The sequence below is a fragment of the uncultured Porticoccus sp. genome, assembly GCF_913061305.1.
Lineage (GTDB): Bacteria > Pseudomonadota > Gammaproteobacteria > Pseudomonadales > Porticoccaceae > Porticoccus.
Genome location: NZ_CAJXST010000006.1, coordinates 113,392 through 137,741, shown reverse-complemented (window position 1 = coordinate 137,741; position 24,350 = coordinate 113,392). Strand labels below are relative to the sequence as shown.

Sequence of the window (24,350 nt, the reverse complement as noted above, 5' to 3'; positions counted from 1 at the left end):
GTGTGATTGGTTGTTATGAACAGGCTTTATTGTATTTCATCCAAATAAAATGGAACGCGTTCAGGGAAATACTCCCTGATTAGATTCTCGCAGTGGCCCCATACTTTTCTGGTCAGGTAGTGCTTATCAATGCCCTCTATAAAAGAGGCTTTTTCGGGTTCGGAGTTGGCGTGTGAAGTATTGATGTGTCGTGCATTGATGTTTAAAAACCGGGCAATTTCTCCAGATTCCTTAGACAGGTTATCTGTTCTGACGTAAAGGCTGGCAGCCTCGGGAAGATGCTGCTTTGCCAGTAGATAGTGTTCATTATATTGGCACAGATAAGCATCCAGCGAAGCCAGCTGGTTGGTCTCGAGAACGGCCTCTTCCGGATCATACCCGCGGGTTTTGTCCATCCAGAAATACTGGCGATATTCCTCCCACTCCGGCGGATGTTTTTTGAAGTGAAAGTTGATTCTGGACCTGATCCAGCTCAGTGGCTCCCTGACGGTAATTAAATATTTTGCCTCGGGAAACAGGTCAGCGATTTCCTTTGCTATATAAATTAATGAATGGGTAGATTCCATTTCAAGGTTCAGTTTTCTGTCCCGTTTCTCAATAAAGGACTGAACCTCTTCGGCCGTCATTTCATTTTTTAAATAGTTGATGATTTGATGATTGGTCTCTGAAATAGCTGGCTCGTGGGCCGAATCAAAGTGGGCCTTAAACATGGAGGAAATCGACGTTGTGCCGGTCTTGGCGGCACCGATACAGTAACAATGAAATCGCCGGGGCAATACCTTGCGGGTTCTGAGCCGCAATTGGTTATAAATAGACACGCTGACTCCCTATCAGGAACATAATTTTAATTTTCAGCCACTTGATTCTGGTGCTCATATCCTGCCCTTTCCGGCAAAGCTGTTTATTTCATTGTAGAAGGCGTGGTTGGAAAGCTTCAGGCCAACGATCCACCCCACAAATGCTGCTGCCATCAACAGGGCAAAATGAACATAAATGCTTTCGATATGTCCCTGCATCACGGAGTTTACGACCAGCGTTGGCACTATTGTAAAAATCAGTGGCATCAAACCCTGGAGGGCAGGTTTTGCGGCATCTTTCACCCCGATGCCAAATACCTGGTTTGCATAAAACTGGCAGGCGATAAACCTGACAATAAAGAATCCCACCAGCGCCAGACAGACTGCTTTCAGTCCTACAAAGCAGGCACCACCCACCATTATGATTTTTGCAATATTTGAAATGACCTTGATTTTCAGAGTGATTCCCGGTCTGCCATAGGCAATGAACAGATTGTCAGCAAACAGAAATGACGGCAGCAGTACACCCGCCAGGCAGAGGATTTTTACCAGTGGAATGGCGGCATCCCACTGCGTGCCATACAGCACCCTTATGGTTTCTTCCGTGTAGAGAAAGAGGAAGGTAAAAAAGGGCCAGGCAAAAACATAGGAGTACGTGACAGCTTTGAGATAGCTCTCCCTCAGCTTGCCCGTGTGAGTGTTGTCGCGGGAGAACAGCGGCAGGATGACCCCGCGGATGCTGCTGACAAAGATATGATCGAACAGTGAAAAAGTGCCAAAGGCCCGGGAAAAGTAGCCCAGCTGCGCGAGCCCGAGCATGCGGGCGATCAGGGCATCGGTGATACTGGTGGCAAACTGGTTGATGATGTTACCCGCGCCAACAATGGAGCCGAACCTGAATATATTTTTGGCGCCTTCCAGGGTGGGGGTAAGACTCACATCCCGGGGCCGAAAAAAAACTGACAGAAGTACAATGCTGGAAGTCTCGGTGATCGCGCCATAGGCGAGACAGAGATAGCCGGAACCGGTGTAGGCCGTTGCCAGGGAGACACAGATGCCCAACAGGGTCGCGGTCAGACCAATAGCTGCAGTGATATGAAAGCGCATTTTCTTGCGCAGCAATGCCAGGGTGATAGTGCCAAAGGGGATGATAAAAAAGTTGAAGGAGAGAATTCTGATCAGCGTTTCTATGCCTGCTTCCTGAAAAAAACCGGCAATCAGGCCCGCCGAGAAAAACAGTAAAGTCCCCAGCGTCCAGGACATCAACAGGTTGAGCGTGAAGGTTGTTCTGATTTTCGTCTCATTCAATTCTTTTTCCTGAATAATGTACTGATTCAGGCCAAAGTCGCGAAACAGTTGGGCCAGCGCCACGATGGCAAAGCCCGCACTGAAAATACCAATCTCTTCCGGCGTCAGTAGCCGGGCCAGGATCATGGTTGAGACAAACTGGAAGGAGAGCGTCAGATACCTGCCGGTGATACTGAATCCAATGGCTGTGCGAGTGGTAATAGTCATCAGGTCGAATAAACCCTAGGTTTGGCAGGCAATGTTATAACGGACTGCAAGTCTATCTTATATTCGACCGCCTGAAGAACACTCCGCCAAATAAGATGGTTTTGTTCTTATCGGGCTGGCCCGCTCAGGACTTTAATTGGGGACTTTAATTCGGGATTGTAATTAGGTGCTTTAATCAGGCCGGTATTTTGAGGATGTAAAATATCCTGACAATCCCTTTTGTACGCTGCGTTTCCAGCCAAAACGTAAAAAATATCGACAGTTGTTAGCCGTCTCACAGACTGTCAGAATCCTTGGATTGAAGCGAACCTGAGGAATCATGAATGAACCATCTGCTGTACAGCGCAGTTGCCAGAACACTGCCCCTTGTGCTGCAGACAAAAAACAAGCAGCGGGTTTGTATTCTCACCTACCACCGTGTGCTGCCTGAGCGTGACTATATGCGCCGTTCGGAGCCGACAGTGGCGACATTCGATTGGCATATGGAGCTGCTTGCCCGTTACTTCAATCCACTTTCATTGTCTGATGCCATCTCCAAACTGGACGGCGGTAAACTGCCGGAAAGAGCTGTTTGCGTGACCTTCGACGACGGTTATGCCAATAACGCAGAATGTGCGTTGCCGGTGTTGCAGCGTTGGCGTATGCCGGCCACCGTATTTATCTCCACGGGATTCCTCAATGGTGGCCTGATGTGGAACGATGCGGTGGTCGAGGCATTGCGAATTGCCGGGAGTGGCGAGTTTGATCTTCGGGCGCTGGGTCTGGCCACCTACGATCTGGCCGATTTCCAACACCGCAGACAGGCAGCGGGTCAGATTATTCGTGAAATTAAGCATTGGCCACCGGAAAAGCGTGCCGAGGCTATTCGTGTTATTCAGTCGATGGTGGGGCCCTTGCCGGAAAATATGATGCTGACCAATGACCAGGTGAAGCAATTGAGAGATGCCGGTATCGAAATTGGCGCTCACACCCGGACCCATCCCATCCTGGCCATGTTGAAACTCGCCGATGCCCGGCAGGAAATCCAGGCATCAAAAGATGCGCTGGAAACACTCACGGGCAAACCGGTGCGGTATTTTGCCTACCCCAATGGCCGGCCCGAGATCGATTATCGGTTGGAACACCGCGATTTTGTAAAATCCATCGGTTTTGAGGGCGCGGTGTCTACCCAATGGGGCGTTGCCAGTGAGTCAAGCGATCGTTGGCAGATGCCGAGGTTTACCCCCTGGGACCAGACGCCATTACGGTTTATGGCGCGCTTGCTGGCAATGTTCAGGAATCCAGCCTGAGATTACTGCTCCTCGTCTGACTGCCACTGCCCGGCTGCTTTGAGCTTGTCCTTGAGACCGGGTAGCGGGAACCCCCTTTTGTAGAGACTGGTGGCGTAGCTTCTGGCTTCGGGGTATTTTTTGAGGTCAACCAGCAAGAGCGCCAGGTTGTACTGAATTTGTGGATTGTGCGGGTCAAGCTCAATGGCCTTTTTATACAGCTCTAGAGCCTTTTTCTGATGCCCAGTCTGTTGGAGGAGCATACCGTACAGCATATGGGCCGTGGCATCACTCGGGCTGAATTTTATGGCGCGTTGAAGATAGCATTCTGCCGGAGGATAGCGGTTTGTATGGCCATCAGGCCACGTGTTTATGCGGTAACGAATCGCGCTGTACAGGGCCCGGTGATGGTTTGGCCAGGCCCTCAGGGTGTAACCGATATCCCCCAAAGGTGAGACACTGGTTTGTCCCTTGATCAGCTGCTCTACCTCCGGATTAAAGTGATGTTTTTCCACAATGTTGAGCTGCCCGGGTAACTGGTTGCGCAACAAGTAGTCAAATGGGCCAAAATTTTCCATGCCACCCTCACAGGGTGCGTTTTTGAGGGTATCGCCTACCCAGGGAGCATGGCCGACAGGCGCTGAAAAAACTGACGCGCTATATAGCAAGAACACGGAAAACAGGGATAGAACAAAACAGTGGGGCAACGTTACTTTAGTCAACTTGTGCATGGGAAACCTGTAAAGAGCCATAGAAAGCCAAATACCAGCGAGTGTAAGCTTTCAGTAGGTGATAAAGTGCGCATTAATTATACGGCGCCTCTGTCTGTAAAAGGGTTTTTGCCAGTAATCCGGCCGACAGTCACTTTGACTGCTAATACTGCCAGAGTGCAGGGTAAATGTCAGAAATGAAACAGTGGATATTTCATTTGGCGAAGTATACGGGGCTGTTTGCCCTGTGCCGTTGGATAACGGCTCGTGATCTTCGGATACTTGCCTATCACGGAATCTGGCTCGGCCAGGGCCATTATGGCAACTATCTTTTTATGAGTGCCGGTAAATTTGCTGCAAGAATGCAGACAATCCAGGCGCTTGGCTATCCGGTGTTGAGCCTGAATGAGGCTTTGACCCGCCGGGAAAACAACACACTGCCAGCCAATACGGTGGTGCTGACCATTGATGATGGTTGGTATGGCACTTACCTGCATATGCTCCCCGAGCTGGAAAAGCATCAATTCCCCGCAACCCTGTATGTCACCAGTTACTACAGTGAAAAACAGTGGCCAGTGGTGAATGTTGCGCTGCATTATCTGGTCTCAAGGACAGGTTTGGCGAGAGTAAGCCTTGCCGATCTCGGCATCCCCGGTGGTCAGGTTTATGACCTGGCAGAAAGTGACCAGCGGTCAGACCTTGCCACAACACTGCAGTGCCATCTCGAACAGTTGCCCGGTGAAGAAGAGCGGCAGGCCTTTCTCTGGCAGGTGGCGGATCAACTGGGTTTTGACCGGGAGCTGATCTGCTCAGAAAAGTGGTTTCACCTTGCCAGTCCTTCACAGGTTCAGGAAATGTCCCGGCGCGGTCTGGATATTCAACTGCATACCCATCGTCACCGAATCTCAAAAGCGGGACACTTCTGTGTTGAAGAGGAGATAGAGGATAATCGTGCGCGACTGGAGCCTCTGACAGAACAGCCACTGCAACATTTCTGTTACCCCAGTGGCGTGTATGATCGGACTATCTGGCCAGACCTGAAAAAGCTGGGTATTGCCTCAGCCACAACCACTGCGTCGGGTTTGGTCGGCAGGGGTGCCGAGATTTATGCGCTGCCACGAATTCTGGATGGTGAACATGTTTCAGACCTGGAGTTTGAGGCGGAACTGTCCGGTTTGCTTGAGCTGAAGCGATCTTTTTTCAAATGGCTGAAAACAGGATGATTTGAAGAACAATGGAAAAAGTAAAAAAGTACCTCAGTACTATTCGGACGCTATCAGCGCAACCGGGCAATAAAAGTATTGTGCGCCAGCTGACGGAAATGCTGCTGTTGTTTATCCGTTCCCGCCTAGGTCCGGGCTTTTACCTGTTGGCGCAAATGTACAGGCAGGACTTCCCTCTCCGCGATGTGCTGGGCTATCTGAGCACGGCTGGTTATAAAAGGCAGGTTTACCGTCTCAATAACCGCCTTTACCACAAGAGTTCACAAAACAAGGTGATAGAAAAAGCGGTACTGACGGCCTATGGGCAGCCGACCCCGGAGTTGCTCGGTCATTATGACCCTGTAGACGGTTTGGCCGCTGATGGTTCGTCGCTGAGGACAGCAGCCGACCTGAAGGCCCTGCTGGAAAAGCAGCAGGATAAAACAAGAATCTGTTTCAAGCTCATTGAATCCTGGGGCGGTCAGGGTTTTCGGGCGATCGAATATCATTCAGCGGGACAGGTCAAAGACCTTGAAACCGGAACCTGGCTGGAGACAGACAGTTTTGTTTCAAGTATCGATAAAACAGAAGAGGGCGGTGTGCTGATCGAGAAATACCTTGAGCAACACCCGGATTATGCGGCAATCAATCAATCCAGCGTTAATACACTCCGGATAGGCGTGCTCAAAAAACGCGACGGGACTGTCGATTGTCTGCTGGCTTTCTTAAGGGCGGGTCGCACGGGGGCTATTGTTGATAATGCCACCTCGGGTGCTATCGTGTTTCCCATTGATGTGTCCACCGGAATCGCTAAAGCGGGCTTCACGAAATATAAACCGTGGGTATTTTACCAGGAGCACCCGGACAGTTTAACCAGGCTGGCTGGAACCCGGATGCCTATGTTCACGGAGGCGGTTGAGCTGGCAAAAAACTCACTGCATGTTTTCCCCGAAATCAGATTCGCAGGCGTTGATATTGCCTTTTCTGTGGCAGGGCCGGTTATTCTTGAGTTGAATATTTATCCCGATTACAGCGGGTTTGCCTATACAAGGATGCCCTCACGCAACGCGTTAAACCAATAATATTGGCAGACATTGTATGACTGAAAAATTGATCATATCAGATATTAAACTCGTTACTAAAGGCGGGTTTAATGAGCTGAGTGCGAACGTGGATGGTGACTACGTTTATTTTCGGGTTGCAGCTAATTTTGAGCTATCACTGTCAGCCGAGTGTTTTGTTGGTGTTGCCCTGCTTGAGGCCATGATCAGCAACAGGATTCTTTCCGTTGAGGGCGTGCCTGTTTCTAAAAAATTACACGGTGCATTGAACGAGATTCAGGCTATTTATCGCTGTTGGAATAGCAGTCTTTCTATTGTAGAAATACAGGCCGATACAATTTCAGATCAACATTATTACCAGAAAACTGGGTCCTTTTTTTCTGCGGGTGTAGACAGTACTCATACACTGCTGACACATCTGGAGGATATAACCCATTTGATATTGTTCAGGGCATTCGATTCGGGAAATGATCAGGCCTCCTGGGATAAGCGAGTAGAAAAACAGACAAAGTTCGCCGAGTCGATTGGTAAAACCCTTGTTCCGGTAGAGACAAACGCCAAGGACTGGGCGATAGGCCGCAAAATATCTTCACATTTTTTCCACGGGCTACTGCTATCTTCCGCTGGCGGAGCATTAGGTATGCGCCGCATTTATATACCGGCTTCCCATACCTATGATGAGCTTTTCCCTTGGGGCTCCCATCCACTGAGTGATCCTATGTGGAGCACAGAATCCACAGAAATTATTCATGCAGATGCAGGGGCAAGGCGGGGTGAAAAAATGGCCTTCATATTGCAAAATCCAGTTTTCGCAGACAACCTTCAGGTCTGTTGGGCTAGCACAGACAGAAACTGTGGCAAATGTCCTAAATGTGTAAGAACCATGGTCGCCGTGTATCTTCTGGGTATCCCCATTAATTCCCTACCGCCTTTTACGGATTTCAGTACGCTAAAAATGCTGAAAGCCCATGACGAGAGTGGTGCGACCTTTTTAGAGGATGCCATGCTTCTAGCCAGGCAAAGTAATAATATAAAGATATACAAAATTTTGTATCGGTATCATCGACAATTCAAATTGAGCCAGACTTTTGTATTGGTAGACAAGTATTTGATGGGTAGTCTCTTTCGCAGACTGTACCGAAGGGTTAAAAACCCCGATTGGATTAACTGGCGCGTCACAATGCAGAATAAAAACAGTGACTGACAATGGAGAATTAAAATGAAAGGCTGTGTCTGTATATCAGATGTTAAGCTCGAAACGGTTGACGGCTTTAATGTGCTATCCGCATTAATTGATGAAGATAGAATTTATTTAAGCGTTCCAGAACAATTCGAATTGGTTTTGTCGGTTGAATATTTTGTGGGCATCGCACTTTTAGAGGCGATGGCCAGAAACGAGCCAATCGAGATTCAGAGTAGTGTCCCTTTGTCTTTTCAGCTTCATGAGCAGTTGAAAGAGTTACAGTCGATCTACGCTTCCTGGAATACAGATCTCAATATCATTGATATTCGTGCAGAGACTTCCGATAACGTTAATAACAACACAAAAGTTGGCAGTTTTTTCTCGGCTGGAGTTGATAGCTCTCACACACTCCTCTGTCATAAAGATGAAATAACGCATTTACTCATGTGTCGAAGCTTTGATCAGGGTCGTGATCAGGTGTCTTGGGATAGTCGTGTTTTGCAACAAACAGCGTTTGCAGCGTCACTGGGAAAAACTCTCGTTCCGATAGAGACCAATGTTAGGGAGTGGATGATAAAAAGAAAGATATCTTGGCATTTTGGACACGGTTTGTTGCTATGTTCAATGGGTGGCGCAATAGGTATGAAAAAGTTATTTGTACCCTCTTCGTTTACTTATGACGCTCTATTTCCTTGGGGTTCTCACCCTTTAAGTGATCCTATGTGGAGTACCGAGTCAACTCTGGTAATTCACCATGGTGCAAGCCATCGACGGACTGAAAAAACAAAAGAAATATTGTCCGATGAAAGAATAGCAAACAACCTTCAGGTCTGCTGGGCCAGTATTCATGAAAACTGTGGCAAATGCTCAAAATGTATCAGAAGTATGACTGCAATTTATTTGCTTGAAGGAGAAATTCTATCACTGGCAAAATTAGATGATATCGATTCACTAAAAATTATGCGGCCAACATCTGAAGGCGCGGCTGATGCCGTCAAAGATTTAATGATTTTGGCGAGACAAGTAGACAATAATGAAGTTTATAAGACACTCAATCGCTATTATCGCCGGTACCAAATTAGTCATACACTGGCCGCTGTAGATCGATACTTATTGAATGGTCTTTTAAGAAAACTCCATCGAAAAATAAAACCACCAGAATGGGTCTCGTGGCGTGTTACCTTGCGAAGCCCGAGCCATGGGGATATATGATTTGTCGGGTTGTCGGGATACAGTGGGTCCGGCTCGCTAACCTCGACTGAATGTTTTTGATGAATAACTTTGATGAATAAAAACGTACTTGTTGCTGAAGCGAATGCCCTAGGAATGATTGCTGTTATTCGTTCCCTGGGGGAGGCCGGCTATCGGATTTTTGCTATTGCCCCCACCCCGGATGCGCTGGGGTTTTATTCAACGTTTACGTCTTCTTACGAATGCCATCCTTCCTATACCGATAGTGAATTTGTACCCTGGCTTAGGTCTTACATTGAATGCAATGATATTCAGATGATTGTGCCCAGCGAGGGTTTCCTGCAGGCAATTAACGCCGCTTATGGTGAGTTTTCGCCACTTTTGCCCGACGCGGTTGATGTCGAGGTTGTATCGACTTGTTTGAGTAAGGTGGCAACCCAGGCCCGGCTTAAAGCCCGACTCCCCGAGCTGGATTGGCATATTCCCGTCGGCGGGGCTGTCAGTAGTGAAGCGGAGCTCGGTCAGCTCGCTATTGATGACTCAATGGGTACAGGGCCTTTTTTTGTCAAAGCCGATGCAGAAAAAGCAAAATCAAATACCGGGTCGAAAGTTATTTTCTGTAAAGATATCCATGCGTTGCATCATCATATCCGGCAACTATTGCCCGACTATCACTCGCTTCTCTGGCAGGAATATGTGCCGGGAAAAAAAGTTGGGGTGAGTTTGTGGCGTCATCAGGGTGAGTTTATGGCTGAGAGTATGGTGCTTGGTGTCCATATGCAGCCATGGACAGGCGGCATGATGTCATTGCGGGAGAGTTTTTGGCACGAGGCTATCCTGGCAGACGCGAGAAAAAAAATGGAGATACTGGGTTGGCAGGGTGTCGCCATGATGGAGTACAAATGGGAACCTGAAACGGATCGATTCTGGTTTATTGAAATCAATGCGCGTTTTTGGGGATACCTCCACCTTGATCTCTATTCCGGCAAAAACTATCCCAGGTTACAGACAGATGCTTTCTTCGGCCACGCTGTAAAAAACCTTGGTCCTCCCAACAGGAAAGTGGTTTGTCGTCATACGGTGCCGGGTGAAATTGGCTATTTGCTTTCCCGCCTGCGTTCAAGGCAACCTGCTATATGGCAAAAATGGCGCTCTGTAGCCGGGTTTTTTTGCCGATTTCTGGATTTTAGAATCAAGTCAGATCTATGGTACCCCGGCGACAGAATGCTTTATGTCAGGTCGTGGGTTGCTTATTTTAAGTCGATGTTTTCCAAAAAGAACTGACACTATTTTCTATTGGGTGTCTGGTGGCGGTTGGTGTTTTATGGGTATTTTTTATTGATGCCTTTTATTGATGCTGGGCCAACCACATTTCCAGCACCATCAGAATCCAGATCAGTTCCCCGTAATAGGCAGCATGCTGATTTCTGTGCAGGTCTATGGTCTGGTCAATAAACGCGGGTTTGAAAAACTGGCGTTTTTTCAGGTTCAGTAGATGGTCATAGGCCATTTCCTGAAGCGGTTTATGGGTTTCCATCCATACCCCAAACGGCAAGCCGAAACCCTGTTTTTTCTTGTTGATGGTGTCGTCGTGCAGCCAGCCCTTCAGTGCGGCTTTGTAAAAATGGCGCAGGTCGTTGCCTTTGATCTTCCAGTCACTAGGTACCCGACATGACAGGTCAATCAGACCGTCATCCAGCATGGGATAAGCGACATCCACGCCAGCCAGTTCACACATGTGGCTGACCTTTCTGAGGTCGTTATCCGCCAGGGTATATTGCCAGTCCAGATACAGCATTTTATTGAGCGTACTGGCGTCAGTCGCCCGATGGTATGTTTCTCTAAGCAACTGGAGCGGCGCCTGGGTGTTGACTGTCGCCAGAAATTCATCGTCGAAAATTTCATTCGCGGCATGGCGGTGCAGGAAGTTATAACTTTGCAGGCGATCGGGAAGCGGAACATTGGCCTGCTGGAGATAGCTTTTTGCCTTGCCGGCCAGTGGTATGGCATTGGGGAGGGCATTGATGAGCGGTTCAATGAAGGCGCGTCGCAGGCCTGCGGGAAACTTCTGGTAGTTTTCAAATACCCGCTGCTTGATATAGCGCTCGTTACCGCCAAACAGTTCGTCACCGCCGTCGCCGGCAAGCAGGCACTGGATACCGTTTTCGGCGGCCAGTTTGGCGCAGAAATAGGCGGGCAGGGCAGAGGAGTTGCCGAACGGTTCGTCATAACTGGCGGCGACCATTGGCAGGGCCTTCACCACATCCTCTGGCGTGACATAGTACTCGTGGAGCTGGATGCCGAAGTGTTTTGCGGTGAGGCGCGCGTAGGCCATCTCATCGTAACCCTTGGCTGAAAAGCCGATCGAGAATGCCTGGGCATTGTTCGGGCTGATTTCAGACAACATGCCGGCCACGGAAGAGCTGTCCAGCCCGCCGCTGAGAAATGCCCCCACTTTCACGCCGGGCTTGATGCAGCGTTCAACGGCATCTTTTAACTGTGTCTTGAGCTCCGCTCCGAGGCTGGTAAATCCATCCGGCGATTGTTCCTTGAACACGGGCCGGAAGTAGTTGCTGACGACGCACTGGTTTTCCGAGTAAAGCAACAGGTGGCCGGCGGGTAATTTTTTCAGTCCCTCAAATATCGAATGTGGGCTGGGTACCATATGAAAATAGACGTATTCATAAAGGCCCTGGGTTTGCAGCCTGGCTTTTTCGGCTTCCTCAGCCGGGTTCGCATTGGCAAGTGCAATGGATGCCGACGAACCGAAAACCAGTCCGTGATCGATCTCGGTGTAATAAAGTGGGTGACGGCCCATCCGGTCGGTACCCAGCATCACCGTATCCGTCGAGTTATCGATAACCGCGAAGGCGAACGGGCCCCTTAATACCTGTAAAAAGCGGCTGCCGTATTCAGCGTGGGCCATTGCCAGTGCTGCGCCATGGCCTTCCTCGCGGGCTTTGCTGGCTATGTGTTCCTCGGTCCATTCCGGCTGTCCAATCATGGCAAAACTGGATCCGTTAGCTGTCTGATAGAGCACATCGGTGCTGGCACAGGCCGATGTGCCGTTTTCGGCTGAAATATCGGGCAGTGAGCTGTTGGCGGCTTTCACCATTCTGCCCAGCGCATTTTCTGAGCTGAATGCTGTTGTTGCAGAGCAGGACCAACCCGCCAGATAGTGGTTGAGCAGCGGCGGCAGATGGCTGGTGGTCATGGCGTGAACTCCATTTTGTTTGCGGTCCATTTATTCGGGTTTGGCGGGATGGCAGTAGCAACCATTATTCAGTGGTCGATCAGTGGTCGTTGTTGGTGTTCGCAGATTTTTGATCGGACTGATCCGTTAAATGGTTCTTCAGCCATTGCGCGGTTTGCTCGAACAGTTCTGTACGCCAGACCGTCCGGGAAAAGGTATGGTCGGCATCGGCCATTTCATTAAAAAAGATTTTTTCCTGTAGCCCGGAGCTTTTCCAGACAACCGAGCTGTTCGTGAAGTCTTTGAATTCCTGAGCAATATAGTCGTTACCACTGGTCAGAATATACGTCTTTCCCGGAAATCGTTGCAGACTCCTGGTTAAGCGTTCGGGCAATGGTAGCGACGTCAGTTCTTCTGCGTCTGAAGCTTTTTTCGAATCGCCGTTGCTTTTGGCGACATGCCTGAGCAGTTGTAGCCAGGCTTTCAGGGAGCGCATCAGGGAGAACTGGCCGGCCCTGATTTTCTGCCATAAACGGGGATCTCTTAGCCGGTTCCAATAGTAGTGTTTGAGGTAGGTTTTGGCTTGCCCTGCCTCTGTTCTGACCCAGGGATTGACCATAAAGATGCCCGCCACCCGGGGATCCCCGTAGGCATAAAAAGCGGCGGCCGAGGCGGACTCACACTCACCCCAGAGCATCACGCGCTTCAGGTTGCCACACTGTTTGAAAAGCGTGTCGATGGCACTCCGAATATCGGCATCCATGTCGAGGAACCCGCGAAAAGAGCCGCCACTGTCACCCGTTCCCCGGTGATCGAAGCGCAATACCGGAATACCCTGTCGAGCCAGTTCCCTGCCCAGCACAACAAACTGGCGGTGGGCGCCTACCCGGTATTGAGGGCCGCCGGCCACAATGATTACCACGCCGGTGGTTCCCGCCTGGTCCGGTGAGTGAACGATGCCCAACAATGCATCCTCTTCGCAGGGGAAAACAACCGCGTGCTCATTCATGTTGGGGTACCCCGGTCAGATGACTGATGGTCTTGTTCACCAGATTGGGTGCCAGGGTCCGCTCGTGAGCCTGCCAGAAGGCGGGGCCTATACTGGTCAGATGTTCGATCTGTTTTCCCTCGGAGCGCCATTGTTCGATGGTTTTCAGATCGGCGCGGGGGGTGCTGCGCTCTTCGCTGGTCAGTACCGTAAACCAGCTGATCGGTGCGGTGATGGGTGATAGGTATTGATCGAAATGGGCAGCCTGGACTCCCCTGAAAAGCGCGGGAGAAACATCATAGCCCGCCACCTGAATGCTGTTCCCCCGGTTGAGTTCTTCTTCAAACTGGGCAGTGGTGCCGCCGTCCTCGTCGCGGCCAATGGCAGCGGCAATTTTGATGCGCAGAAACTGATTGAGAGCGAGCTTGCCGTTGCTGACCGGTTGCCAGAAGACCAGCCGTTGCAGGTTTTTCACCTCGGGTGCGGCGGCGGCTGCCAGCAGCGCACCGAGGCGGATACCCAGCAGGGTGACAGCTCGGTAACCGAGCTGCCCGGCATAGTCTGCTGCGGTGATGAGATCCCTGATCCACTGTTGCCAGTCGGTTTCTACAAACTCGCCCTGGCTGTCGCCGGTACCAAAGGGATCAACGGATAGCAGAGAGATGCCGTGGCCGACAAGTTGCTGCGCCAGCATAGTCTGCATATAGCGACAACGGTTCATTTCCTCGGCAAAGGAGGGGGCGACAATCACGCATTCTGCACGGTCATTTCGAGCTGCAGGTGCGCAGTGGAGTGCAAACAGTTTGCCTCTGCTCCCGGCGATATACGCGGGTTCGAGCCTGCAGGAAGGATTCATCAGCCCAGCTTTTGCTCGACGACTTTTGTGAGACTGCCAATGGTGGCGAATACATCGGCATTGAGTTCGTCATCATCGAAAGCACAGCCGAACTCTTCCTCCAGTGCAGTCACCAGCGAGACCACAGCGATAGAGTCAAATTCCGGTATGGATCCCAGCAGGCCGGTGTCACTGTCAAACTCAGTGGTTTGTCCGTCGAGCATAAGTACGTCATTGATAATTTGAATGATGTCCGCTTGCAAACTCATAGAGGTTGTTCCATTTTCGTCATAAATCCGGGGCGATCAGCCTGCCGGATAGCATTCTGCCAGCTCAGCACAGAATTGAGTAGTGGTGTGGCAGGTTGTGAAGATTTTTTATCACCCGGAGCCGTAGTCGACGTTTGGTCGGGCGATCAGACCAGGACCTCAACCGGCTCAGGGTGGCTCAGAAAGTGGTGCGGGCTGGCGGTATAGCCATAGGCGCCAGATTGAAAGACCACAATCAGATCGCCTATCTGAACGGGCGGCAGCGCGTATTTATCCCCGAGGATATCCAGTGGGGTACACAGCGGCCCCACCACATTTACCGGTGTCAGCGGATCGCCTGTCACCCGGTTGCCGATACAGACCGGATAGTTTTTTCTGATCACCTGACCGAAGTTGCCCGATGCAGCGAGATGATGGTGCAGCCCGCCATTGGTCACTGCATAGGTTTCACCCCGGGATTTTTTCAGGTCGATGACTTCGCAGACGTAGACGCCGGCCTCACCCACCAGATAGCGGCCCAGCTCAACAACAATTTCTGCTTCTGGCAGGTCGGCCCTGTGGCGGGCCAGAAGGGTTGCAAGATTATCCGCGACAGGGCCGAGGTCGAGTCGTTGTTCGCCGGGGAAGTAGGGAATGCCAAAGCCGCCACCGATATTCAGCCACTGGACAGGCGATGGAGCGTGATCGGCCAGTTTCAGTGCCAGGGCAAAGGTGTTTGTCTGGGCCTCAATGATGGCGTCCGGTCGCAGGTTCTGTGAGCCACTGAAAATGTGGAAGCCCTGGAAGGCGAGGTCGAGTTGCCCAAGCCGCTTCAGCACGGCGGGAACCTCTTCAGCATCGATGCCGAAAGGTTTTGGGCCGCCGGCCATCTTCATGCCGGAGGTTTTCAGTTCAAAGTCGGGGTTAACTCTCACGGCGACATTGGCCCGGTGGCCGGTCTGGTTGCAGATGGTCGCCAGCCGTTCCATTTCCCCGGCGGATTCAAGATTGATAATAATGCCCGCCGCTGCCGCCGCTTTCAGTTCGACATCGCTTTTGCCCGGTCCGGCAAAGCTGATATTGCGTGGGCTGGTGCCCGTATCCAGTGCTACGCGAAGTTCTTTCAGCGACGCCACATCAAGCCCGTCGGTCAGCCCCGCCAGGTGTTGAACAACGGCAGGCATCGGGTTGGATTTGATGGCGTAGTGTAAATGGATATCCTCAGGAAACTGCGCTCTCAGTGCGGCTACCCGCTCTGTCATGAGCTGCCGGTCGTAGGCATAAAAGGGTGTTTGCCCCACCCGCTCGGCGAGTCGGTCGACGGCTACATGACCCACCTGAAGGCAGTTGTCTATCACCTTGAACTGGTCCATCGGTACATGTTCCGGTAATGCTTTTTTCACGCCTGAGGCTCCTTGAAAAGGTCGCGGTATTCAGTGGCAAGATGCTTTCGGTCTATTTTGCCATTTTGATTGTGAGGCATATGCTCGAGGATAACGATTTGCTGGGGCACCATGAAATTGGGCAGTTCCTTTTTGCAGTGCTGCAGGACTTCTGATGCCGTTACTGTGCCATGTGTTGTTATCACCAGCAAAATGGCCTGCCCCAGCATCGGGTGAGCTAGCCCGAGAGCAGCAGCCTGGCTGATACCCTGGAGGTTGTATACGACTTCTTCAACTTCGGAGGGGCTCACCCGATAACCGGAGGTTTTGATCATTTCATCCAGTCGGCTGATGAAATACAGATAACCCTCCTCGTCCCTGCGCACCTGGTCGCCCGACCATACTGCAATTTCCGGCAGGGGAATCCCGGTGGGCTGGCCGGGACTTGGCTTGAAACGCTCAGCGGTTTTCTGCGGGTCGTTCCAGTAGCCCATGGCCACCAGTGACCCACGGTGGACAAGCTCGCCCGGTTCCCCGGCGTTGCAGGGTGTGCCGTCCGGGCGGATCACCAGAACCTCGGCGTTGGGTATTGCCTTGCCAATTGAGTCGGGGCGTTGATCGATTTGCTCCGGTGGCAGAAAAGTGGACCGGAATGCTTCGGTGAGCCCATACATCAAAAAAACCTTTGTATCGGGCAGGGCGGCTCTCAGCCTGCTGGTGGTGGCCGCCGGCATGGCGCCACCGCTATTGGTGATATAGCGCAGTGAGCGAGCAGTTTCCTCGGGCCATTCCAGCTGTGCCAGCTGGTTCCACAGTGGCGGGACAGCCGCCAGGCCGGTGATGTTGTAGCGCTGAATGCTGCGGATAATGTCCCGGGGCAGCAGGTAATCCATCAGGGCCACCGAGGCGCCCACCGAGAATGCAGTGGTGAGTTGGCTGAGTCCGTAATCAAAGCTGAAGGGCAGGGCCGCCAGCAGCCGGTCATCCGCGTGATTATTTAAATAGGACGCAACGCTTCTGGCGCCGGTGACCATGTTTTTATGGGAGAGTACGACGCCTTTCGGGTTGCCGGTGCTGCCCGAGGTATAGAGGATGGACACCATGTCACTGTCGATATGTGGGTGGGGCGGTTGGCCGTTCTGACTGCTGAGGAAACTGTCCCAGCCGAGCAGGGCATAATGCGTTGCTGCTGCTGCTGCTGATGGTGGCCGGGGTTTGTCGTCGATAATCACCACAGTCCGTAGATCGGGGCACTCCTGTAGTACCACAGCCAATTGCTCCAGCCGTTGTGCCGAGGTGATCAGTATCCGGACATTGCAGTCGCGCAGAATGTAGGCCACCTGGTTGGCCTTGAGCAGTGGATTGACCGGGACAAACACCCCTCCGGCGCGGGCGGCACCAAACAGACCGAAAACATTTTCCGGCACTTTTGGCAGATAGGTCGCTACCCGTTCACCGCGATTCAGGCCTGCACATAGCAGGCCGCATGAGACAGCGTCGACCTGCTGTTGCAACTCACGGTAACTGAATTGACGATCCTTGAAATACAGCGCCATCGCATCAGGTGTTCGCATGGACTGATGACTGATGAGTTGGTGAAGAAGATCTGACATGGGGGGCGCGATCCGTTCGTTGAGTTGTCCCGGTTTTTCGGAAGATGCCGGATTATAGCGATTTTTATCAAATGCACGTAACCTGTGGCCAAAGTTCAACGCGGACGGTCGGGGATTCCAGCTCATGAGGTTATTGGTACGTTACCTGCTTTTGCTGTGCGGTTTATCGCTGATGCCGGTCGCTCAGGTTGTGGCCGGGCTGCCGGATACCATCGACAAGATCAGGGGCGGGGTGGTCGGCATCGGCACGGTCTTCCCGAACAAGGGGCCGGATGGTCGGGGGCAACTGCCGACTTTTCGGGGTACCGGCTTTGTGGTGGGTAACGGCCGACAGGTGGTGACCAATTTCCATGTTATTCAGAAACCGCTCGATAATGAAAAAAAAGAGTTACTGGCGGTGTTTAGCGGTGAGGGGAAAGCTTCCCGTGTCTACCCGGCTACCCTGATCCGAACAGATGAAGCCCACGATCTCGCGCTGCTGGAGATTGTCGGCCCCGCCCTCCCACCATTGGTGGTGGAGAGTTCGCGTACTCTCCGCGAAGGTGAAGAGATTGCCTTTACCGGGTTCCCGATTGGGCTGGTGTTGGGCCTGCAGCCAGTCACGCATCGGGGTATTGTGTCTGCGGTGACCCCTATCGTGATGCCTGCCATGTCCTCTGCCACGCTGACGGCCGCGCAAATCAAACGTGCCCGCCAGCCTTTTGAGGTTTATCAGCTCGATGCGACAGCCTACCCCGGCAGCAGCGGCAGCCCGGTTTACGATGTCGAGACCGGTAGGGTCGTTGCCGTGATCAATAGTGTGTTTGTCAAAGAATCAAAAGAAGCCATGCTGCACAATCCCTCTGCCATCAGTTATGCCATCCCCTCGGCGTATGTCAATGCATTGCTTGAGGCTGCCCAATGACCGACATTTTTTAAACGGAACGCTGATATGCCCTCTGATCAGACGATAAAAAAACCGGGGCCAAATCCCATTCTCAATATCTCTGGAAAACTGACAGGCCTGGCATTATTGCTGCTGGCACTGTATCCGTTTCTGTCTTTCCCCCTGGTGGGGAGCCTGTCGATTGTTGTCGCCCTGGTTTACCTGGTGCTGCTGTTTTTTGTCCCGCGCCTCTGGTTGCTGGTGCTGCCGGTTGCGACGGTCAGCCTGGACCTTGCCACTTACACGGGCAGGTTTCTGTTCAATGAACTGGATCTGTTGATGCTGACGACAATAGCGTTCGCACTATTGTCCGGACGTTTTGATCTTCGTCTGTCGCATCGCAAGGGTGCTTTGCTGCTGATTGCAGCCTATTGTGCGGTTGTACTGGCCGGTTTTTCCGCCTGGGGTGTGTTCCTGTTCCCACCCGAGAGTATTACCGGTAACCCGTATTATTTGCCGGAATATGGCTACAAACTGATCAGGGGCATGCTCTGGGCGCTACTGTTGACACCCCTCTGGCTGAATGTGTTCCGCCGTGCCCGCGACCGGTCTGTTAACTGGCTGGTCACGGGGTTCTGTACGGCGGCGCTGGTGTTGGGGGTGATCGTGCTCTGGGAGCGGGGCACGCTCGGTGTACTGTTGTCCTGGAGTGCCTGGTATCACGTGGTTAATTCGCTGCTTGATCTGGCATCGGCCTATCGCACCACCGGTATTTTTTCGGATATGCACACCGGTGGCGAGGTGATTGACGGGATTGTGCTGTTGCTTTTGCCGGTGACCCTGTACGGGATTTTTCATGGTTCCAGAGGGGTGCTGAAGATCTATGCACTGGTGGCATTTTGTGCGCTGGCCTATTGCGCCACGGTGGGATTCACCCGCGCAACCTACGTGAGTTTCTTTGTTGGCTGTGTTGCCTATGCGGTACTCTCCATGGTGTGCCGCTGGCGTGCGGGAATCAGGCAGAGTGGCTTTCCTTCACTGCTGATCAGCGTCACGCTGATGCTGGGGATATTGGCGGCCTGGCTGTCATTTTCACGCGGTGGCAGTTATGCCCTTGCCGCCTTTGCCGGATTGGCTGTTTTTGCATTGGTCGGTGGCTGGTTGGCGCAGCGATACAGGGCGCTGGGGGTGATTTGCTGGCTACTTGCCGGTTGTCTTCTTCTGTCTGTCACGATCAGTGCACATTTTGACAGCCGTTGGGTGGACCGTTCAGCCGGGCATGCATTGACCATTGGTCTGGCACAACTGCTGTTTTATGTGCTGGCAATTGTTCTGTTTGTCCGACTCCGGACGCAGCCATACTTTAATCAGTTTTTGGCGGTAGTGCTGTTGGTGATGTTGCCGGGTGTTTTTGCGGTGGCACTGGGTGGTTATAAATTCAATGAGCGCATGGATACCGTATCCAGCGACCTGGACTCCCGGTTGAGTCATTGGCAAAACGTTGTGGATGCGGGTTCCAGCAGTTGGCGAGCCAGGTTGTTGGGCAACGGTATCGGCACTTTCCCGGCGGACTATGCTTACCGTTTTCCTGAAAAGGTCAGTGCTGTCGGCAGCTTTTCCATCGAGAGCGAAGGTGGCAATGCGTATCTTCGGCTTGGCCCCGGGGAGGATCTCGCCTTTGGTCAGCGAATTCCCGTTCAGCCGGACACAAAATACACTGTGCAGCTCCGGGTCAGGGCGTCGGAAAAAGCCCGACTCGCCGTGTTTATCTGTGAAAGAAACCTGATTTTTGCCAGCAATTTTCGGGCAAATTGCCACGCGTCTTCCCTTCGCTTTGAGGGCACGGGCGAGCATTTCACAACCGTGTCGACCACCCTGGGTTCAGCCAGTGTGGGTAAACGGTCACGGCTCTCCCGCTGGCCTACGACCCTCTACCTGAAAAACTTTTCCAGGGGCACGATAGTTGAGCTGGACGACGTGACATTTGGTTCAGGTAATGAAAATTTGCTCACCAACGGCGAGTTTACCGGAGGGCTTGATCACTGGTTCTTCTACAACGATTTTGCGCATTTACCCTGGCATATCAAAAATATCTATGTGCAGTCCTGGTATGACAATGGCTGGATCGGGTTGGGGCTGTTTGTGCTGCTCGGTGTCACTGCGGCACTGGTGCCATGCTTGCCGCAGAATACATTGCCGCTGTATGTCGCATTTTCTGCAGGTGTCATCGCTATCGCTGTCTTTGGTTTGTTCGGCTCACCACTGGACTCTGCCAGAGTGAGCTGGATTTTCTATCTGTATGTTTTCGCCAGCCTGCTGAGACCGGCGAAAAACGGTGGTGTTGGCCAGCCTGACGAGACACAGCTATGAAGGGTGTGGCCATATTGATGGTGTGTCGACATAACATTTGTCGCTCACCTCTGGCGGAAGGGATTTTGGTGCATCGACTTAAGGCCCATGGCTTGCAGCGCCTGGTCAAGGTGGATTCTGCCGGTACCCACGTCTGTATGGCCGGCCAGAGAACTGACGAGCGGGCCAGAAAGGTAGCCGTTATGTTTGGTGTTAAATTGAAACGCGGCCGCTCCAGGCAGGTTGTCGCCAGGGATTTTGAAAGATTTGATTACATCCTGGCGATGGATCAGGACAATTATCAGGACTTGCTGCAGATGTGCCCTGATGAGCTTGTGTACAAGCTGGCGTTGATTCGCTCTTTTTGCCCGGAGACTGAGCAACCGGAAATCCCCGACCCTTTTTACGGCAGTGTCAAGGGTTTTGAAAATACCTACCAGCTGCTGGACTCGGCAGTAACTGGCTTGATTGATGAACTTCGCCGGAATCTGCTTCATTAGGTAGAGCCGCTAAGAGAGGTTGTCTTTTCTGGGTCGTGAAAGTTATACAGTTCACATAATGGGTGTTAATCTCCGGGGGTTAATCTGTATTTATTAGTTCTTTCGTATAAGCCATGCTCTCTTTTTGTGGTGGTTGGAGAGGTGGCGCGCGGGTTTTCGCTGAAAAGAGCATGTTGTGCTTTACTGTAGTGAGAAAGTACTAGTGAGAAAGCATTGGTGAGAGTGTGCTGCAGGATAAACAGCTGATCTGACAAGGGTCACAGGGAAGCATTATGAACGAAAGTATGTTGACCATAGCCGAGGATTTTCAACGCTACTTCACAGTTGAATATGCCGGAACCCCCGAGCAGAAAGCGGAAGTTTATAGCATCAGGTACCACGTTTATTGCGAAGAATTCAGGTATGAGCCGATAGACCGCTTTCCCGCCAAAAAGGAATGGGATGCCTTTGATGATATCTCGTTACACTGCCTGGTTCGACACAAGGCAACCAATAGGGGCGCGGGTTGTGTGAGGTTGGTGCCAGCCGGTAATAAAGGCATTTCACACCTGCCAATGGAAGCCTTTTGCGGAGACAATCTGGACAGAAAACTCCTGGAGAGTCTCCATCTCAACCGTGAGACGATTTGTGAAGTTTCAAGGCTGGCTGTTGATGGAGCTTTCAGGCGGCGGGCGGGGGAGGGGCGCACCCGTTTCGGTGATCTGGATGCGATCGATTGTTCATTTCATGAGCGCCGTACGTTTTCCCTGATTTCGGTGGCCGCGTATTTGGCGGCAACTTCCCTCGCAGAAATCACTGGTATGAGCATGGCATTTGCCATGATGGAGCCCTTCCTGCCCCGTTTGCTGGCGAGATCGGGAATTGATTTCGAGAAGGTGGGCGAAGAGGTTGACTACCATGGTCTCAGAGCGCCCTATTTCTCTACTACAGAAAAAGCGATTAAGGGCATGTTGCCCGATTTACGTGGACTTTATGAGACGATTTACCCTGTGGTGAATAGCGGCTATCAGGCGTCAGTTGTGAATCGGTAGACAGTCAGTTGTTGTTGTGGCCGGACAGTCGTTGCCATGGAAAAGTAGACAGAGTTTTGGCGGGAGAGTGAGGTTTGGCTGAGAACTTTGATTATCAAACAGCATTTTCACGCAATCTGGGGTGGGTGACAGAAACCGAGCAGCAGCTGTTGTCCGCCAAACGAATTGCCATTGCCGGATTGGGCGGTGTGGGTGGTAGTCACCTGCTTTCCCTGGCCCGGCTGGGCATCGGCAACTTCCATGTGGCTGACCTGGATATTTTTGAGTTGGCTAACTTTAACCGTCAGGTCGGTGCCACCATCCCCAACCTGGGAAGGACCAAGGTTGACGTGCTGACAGAGATGGCCTCCTCAATTAACCCCGACCTAGACATAAAGACCTTTCCGGAGGGTGTGACCAGTGACACTCTCGACGAGTTTCTCGCCGGTGCCGACCTCTATGTTGATGGGCTGGATTTTTTTGCCCTGGATATCAGGCAGGCGGTATTTGCTGCATGTGCTGAAAAGGGAATCCCTGCTATCACAGCGGCACCGCTCGGTATGGGGGTTGCCCTGCTCTGTTTTATGCCGGGAAAGATGACCTTTGAGCAGTACTTCAGGATGAAAGGTTTGTCAGAAAACGAGCAGCTGCTGCACTTTTTGCTGGGGCTGTCCCCCGCCATGTTGCAATCAACCTATCTGGTGGATGACAGCAGGGTCGATCTGGCAGCCCAAAAAGGTCCATCAACCAATATGGCCTGCGAGCTCTGTGCCGGCGTTGCTGCCACCCATGCCCTCAAGGTTCTCCTCAATCGTGGTAAAGTCCTGGCAGCTCCTTTTGGACTTCACTTTGATGCCTATCGCAACTGTATGAAAACAACCTGGCGTCCATGGGGAAACGCCAACCCCATACAAAAAATCGGCTTGTTCATTGCCAGGAAAAGGCTCGGTATCCGGTAAGGATTGCCCGATTTTCCCTGGTTATCGGGTAGAGGTATCGGTGAATACCTTTTCGATCGGTAATCGCAGCGAGGCAGGGGGTGCCTGCTTTTTGGGGTAGCCAATCCTGAGCAGCATGTGCAGACTTTCTTCCCCGGATAAGCCAAGTGTGTTTTTGCAGCTGCTTGCCAGCGTTGTGGCTGCGCCAACAAGATCAGAAGGGACAGTGCCGGTGGACAGTCTCGCCAACTGGTCAGAGATTACATAGTACGGGTGAGCGGCGATATGCTGGCCATTGAGGTAGCTCCAGCTCCGGTTAAGCAACATTCCGGCATCAATCGCACCGGTGGCACCCGGTGGGGCAATCACCGCCAGTAGTGCTGGTGCGCCTGAGACAGGCGCTGAGTCCACTGTTGCCAGCAACTTGTAGATACCCAGGCGGTTGAGCATTTTCATGCGGTTCCAGTCACCGATAAATTTCAGCAGATACGAGCCGCCCGGCGGTAGTGCCAGCGTCTTTAAATCCAGTCCGTCAGCTTCTTTTACACTATCTTCGGAAAAGCGCAGGCTGGCTATCAGCCACTCGTGAACCTCTCTGGTCTGAAAGCGAATTTCCGAGGCAGATTTAACCAGTTTACCTACCTGCCTGATCAGCCTGGGTTCATTGATGGCTATCAGTTTGGCGCCGCCCTCGGACAGTTCTCCCAGTCTGTCCAGAACATCCCGGGGAAGCGGTGTGTTCTTGTAGGGGAAACGATTGGTATGACGAATCGATGGATATTGTTTGGTGCGTTCCAGCAGAGGCTTGACGGGCGATGGCTCGAAGCCTAGATCAGCGTAGTAGGCACGGTTGGTCTCGCCTTCAGGCCACCAGTGAATCTCCGTTTTCAGATCCAGCTGTTGCGCAGCATTGACGATGTTCTCCACCGCAGCACCCATGGATAACAGTGTTGCCTGGTTATCGGGGGGGAATGTGCGGCCAGCGACCCTGGCGTGATCGTAGCGCAATGACAGCTGTTTGCCATTCCAGAGGAAATGCCAGGGTTGTGAGTTGTCGGCTGAGGGCGCGCGATGCCCGGCATGAACCAGTTGCAGGATCGTATTAATGTCTGTCATGACCGGATTATGGGCTGCCTGTGGAACAGGGTCAAAACTATCTGTGACGGTCTTGGCTACCCTTTACTCTATCGTCCATGCCCCTTTTTTCTGTATCGACAAAAAAATGGGGGGGTGGAGTGAGTGGCTAAACGTGAGTTTTTAAGCCTGTTGGCACCGTCAGGTTTCTTTACAGGCGGCGAGTTTCCCTTCATTTCCCCTTTGGCCCCTTAAGAGCATTTTTTTGATAAATATTTAAATATCAATGAGATAGGTTTTTTTGTGGAGGGCTAAGATGTCTTGGCATACTTCGTGCTTACTAATACGGAAAGGTTGGTCAGTATTAATCTGATCATCCAAGATTCATCTTTTCGGCAAACAAACAATGGAACTGTAAGGTTCTAGGA

At 51.9% G+C, this 24,350-nt stretch carries 21 protein-coding genes; 11 read left to right on the top strand and 10 right to left on the bottom strand.

What is annotated here, in order from left to right:
- Window positions 1–26 precede the first annotated feature (26 nt).
- The gene (locus QZ516_RS09015) at window positions 27–818 is read right to left on the bottom strand and encodes a sulfotransferase (RefSeq protein WP_297188632.1); all 792 of its coding nucleotides are present in this window, start codon (window positions 816–818) and stop codon (window positions 27–29) included.
- Between the two features lie 54 nt (window positions 819–872).
- Complete coding sequence (locus QZ516_RS09010) at window positions 873–2,312, bottom strand: lipopolysaccharide biosynthesis protein (RefSeq protein WP_297188630.1); 1,440 nt, start codon at window positions 2,310–2,312, stop codon at window positions 873–875.
- A 323-nt stretch (window positions 2,313–2,635) separates the two neighbouring features.
- Between QZ516_RS09010 and QZ516_RS09005 the strand changes: the two genes are divergently transcribed.
- Window positions 2,636–3,601, top strand: a complete 966-nt coding sequence (locus QZ516_RS09005; protein ID WP_297188628.1) for a polysaccharide deacetylase family protein — start codon at window positions 2,636–2,638, stop codon at window positions 3,599–3,601.
- Window positions 3,602–3,603: 2 nt separating this feature from the next.
- On the opposite strand, the gene QZ516_RS09000 is transcribed toward QZ516_RS09005, so the two are convergent.
- Window positions 3,604–4,311 (bottom strand): tetratricopeptide repeat protein, encoded by a 708-nt coding sequence (locus QZ516_RS09000; RefSeq protein WP_297188626.1) that lies wholly within the window; start codon window positions 4,309–4,311, stop codon window positions 3,604–3,606.
- 167 nt (window positions 4,312–4,478) lie between these two features.
- Here QZ516_RS09000 and QZ516_RS08995 point away from each other — a divergent pair, with 167 nt between their 5' ends.
- From QZ516_RS08995 to QZ516_RS08975, 5 genes are all read left to right on the top strand, one after another.
- The gene (locus tag QZ516_RS08995; protein WP_297188624.1) at window positions 4,479–5,513 is read left to right on the top strand and encodes a polysaccharide deacetylase family protein; all 1,035 of its coding nucleotides are present in this window, start codon (window positions 4,479–4,481) and stop codon (window positions 5,511–5,513) included.
- An 11-nt stretch (window positions 5,514–5,524) separates the two neighbouring features.
- The gene (locus QZ516_RS08990; RefSeq protein WP_297188622.1) at window positions 5,525–6,574 is read left to right on the top strand and encodes a sugar-transfer associated ATP-grasp domain-containing protein; all 1,050 of its coding nucleotides are present in this window, start codon (window positions 5,525–5,527) and stop codon (window positions 6,572–6,574) included.
- A gap of 16 nt (window positions 6,575–6,590) precedes the next feature.
- Window positions 6,591–7,757 carry a hypothetical protein gene (locus tag QZ516_RS08985; RefSeq protein ID WP_297188620.1) on the top strand — a complete coding sequence of 389 codons (1,167 nt, stop codon included), beginning with the start codon at window positions 6,591–6,593 and terminating at the stop codon, window positions 7,755–7,757.
- Between the two features lie 15 nt (window positions 7,758–7,772).
- A complete protein-coding gene (locus QZ516_RS08980) occupies window positions 7,773–8,948 on the top strand; it encodes a hypothetical protein (RefSeq protein WP_297188618.1) in 1,176 nt (391 codons plus the stop codon).
- A gap of 72 nt (window positions 8,949–9,020) precedes the next feature.
- Window positions 9,021–10,211 carry a hypothetical protein gene (locus QZ516_RS08975; protein WP_297188616.1) on the top strand — a complete coding sequence of 397 codons (1,191 nt, stop codon included), beginning with the start codon at window positions 9,021–9,023 and terminating at the stop codon, window positions 10,209–10,211.
- Window positions 10,212–10,275: 64 nt separating this feature from the next.
- On the opposite strand, the gene QZ516_RS08970 is transcribed toward QZ516_RS08975, so the two are convergent.
- From QZ516_RS08970 to QZ516_RS08945, 6 genes are all read right to left on the bottom strand, one after another.
- On the bottom strand, window positions 10,276–12,141 hold the full coding sequence (locus QZ516_RS08970) for an asparagine synthase-related protein (protein ID WP_297188614.1): 1,866 nt from the start codon (window positions 12,139–12,141) through the stop codon (window positions 10,276–10,278).
- Window positions 12,142–12,220: 79 nt separating this feature from the next.
- The gene (locus QZ516_RS08965; RefSeq protein ID WP_297188612.1) at window positions 12,221–13,129 is read right to left on the bottom strand and encodes a hydrolase 1, exosortase A system-associated; all 909 of its coding nucleotides are present in this window, start codon (window positions 13,127–13,129) and stop codon (window positions 12,221–12,223) included.
- Window positions 13,122–13,964, bottom strand: coding sequence for a hydrolase 2, exosortase A system-associated (locus QZ516_RS08960; protein ID WP_297188610.1), 843 nt, complete (start codon window positions 13,962–13,964; stop codon window positions 13,122–13,124). Before QZ516_RS08960 ends, QZ516_RS08965 begins: the two co-directional genes overlap by 8 nt.
- Window positions 13,964–14,212: an acyl carrier protein gene (locus QZ516_RS08955; protein WP_297188609.1), complete on the bottom strand. Its 249-nt coding sequence runs from the start codon at window positions 14,210–14,212 to the stop codon at window positions 13,964–13,966. The genes QZ516_RS08960 and QZ516_RS08955 overlap by 1 nt, the downstream gene beginning before the upstream one ends.
- Before the next feature lie 146 nt (window positions 14,213–14,358).
- Complete coding sequence (locus QZ516_RS08950; RefSeq protein ID WP_297188607.1) at window positions 14,359–15,594, bottom strand: pyridoxal-dependent decarboxylase, exosortase A system-associated; 1,236 nt, start codon at window positions 15,592–15,594, stop codon at window positions 14,359–14,361.
- On the bottom strand, window positions 15,591–17,186 hold the full coding sequence (locus QZ516_RS08945) for an acyl-CoA ligase (AMP-forming), exosortase A system-associated (RefSeq protein ID WP_297188605.1): 1,596 nt from the start codon (window positions 17,184–17,186) through the stop codon (window positions 15,591–15,593). The genes QZ516_RS08950 and QZ516_RS08945 overlap by 4 nt, the downstream gene beginning before the upstream one ends.
- Before the next feature lie 124 nt (window positions 17,187–17,310).
- Here QZ516_RS08945 and QZ516_RS08940 point away from each other — a divergent pair, with 124 nt between their 5' ends.
- From QZ516_RS08940 to QZ516_RS08920, 5 genes are all read left to right on the top strand, one after another.
- A complete protein-coding gene (locus QZ516_RS08940) occupies window positions 17,311–18,090 on the top strand; it encodes a serine protease (RefSeq protein WP_297188603.1) in 780 nt (259 codons plus the stop codon).
- Window positions 18,091–18,117: 27 nt separating this feature from the next.
- A complete protein-coding gene (locus QZ516_RS08935) occupies window positions 18,118–20,421 on the top strand; it encodes a hypothetical protein (RefSeq protein ID WP_297188602.1) in 2,304 nt (767 codons plus the stop codon).
- Window positions 20,418–20,900: a low molecular weight protein-tyrosine-phosphatase gene (locus tag QZ516_RS08930; protein WP_365333383.1), complete on the top strand. Its 483-nt coding sequence runs from the start codon at window positions 20,418–20,420 to the stop codon at window positions 20,898–20,900. The genes QZ516_RS08935 and QZ516_RS08930 overlap by 4 nt, the downstream gene beginning before the upstream one ends.
- 272 nt (window positions 20,901–21,172) lie before the next feature.
- Window positions 21,173–21,931, top strand: a complete 759-nt coding sequence (locus QZ516_RS08925; protein WP_297188600.1) for a PEP-CTERM/exosortase system-associated acyltransferase — start codon at window positions 21,173–21,175, stop codon at window positions 21,929–21,931.
- 74 nt (window positions 21,932–22,005) lie between these two features.
- Window positions 22,006–22,869, top strand: a complete 864-nt coding sequence (locus QZ516_RS08920) for a ThiF family adenylyltransferase (RefSeq protein ID WP_297188598.1) — start codon at window positions 22,006–22,008, stop codon at window positions 22,867–22,869.
- A gap of 21 nt (window positions 22,870–22,890) precedes the next feature.
- Here QZ516_RS08920 and QZ516_RS08915 read toward each other — a convergent pair whose 3' ends face one another.
- Complete coding sequence (locus tag QZ516_RS08915) at window positions 22,891–23,964, bottom strand: hypothetical protein (protein WP_297188596.1); 1,074 nt, start codon at window positions 23,962–23,964, stop codon at window positions 22,891–22,893.
- Between the last annotated feature and the right edge of the window lie 386 nt (window positions 23,965–24,350).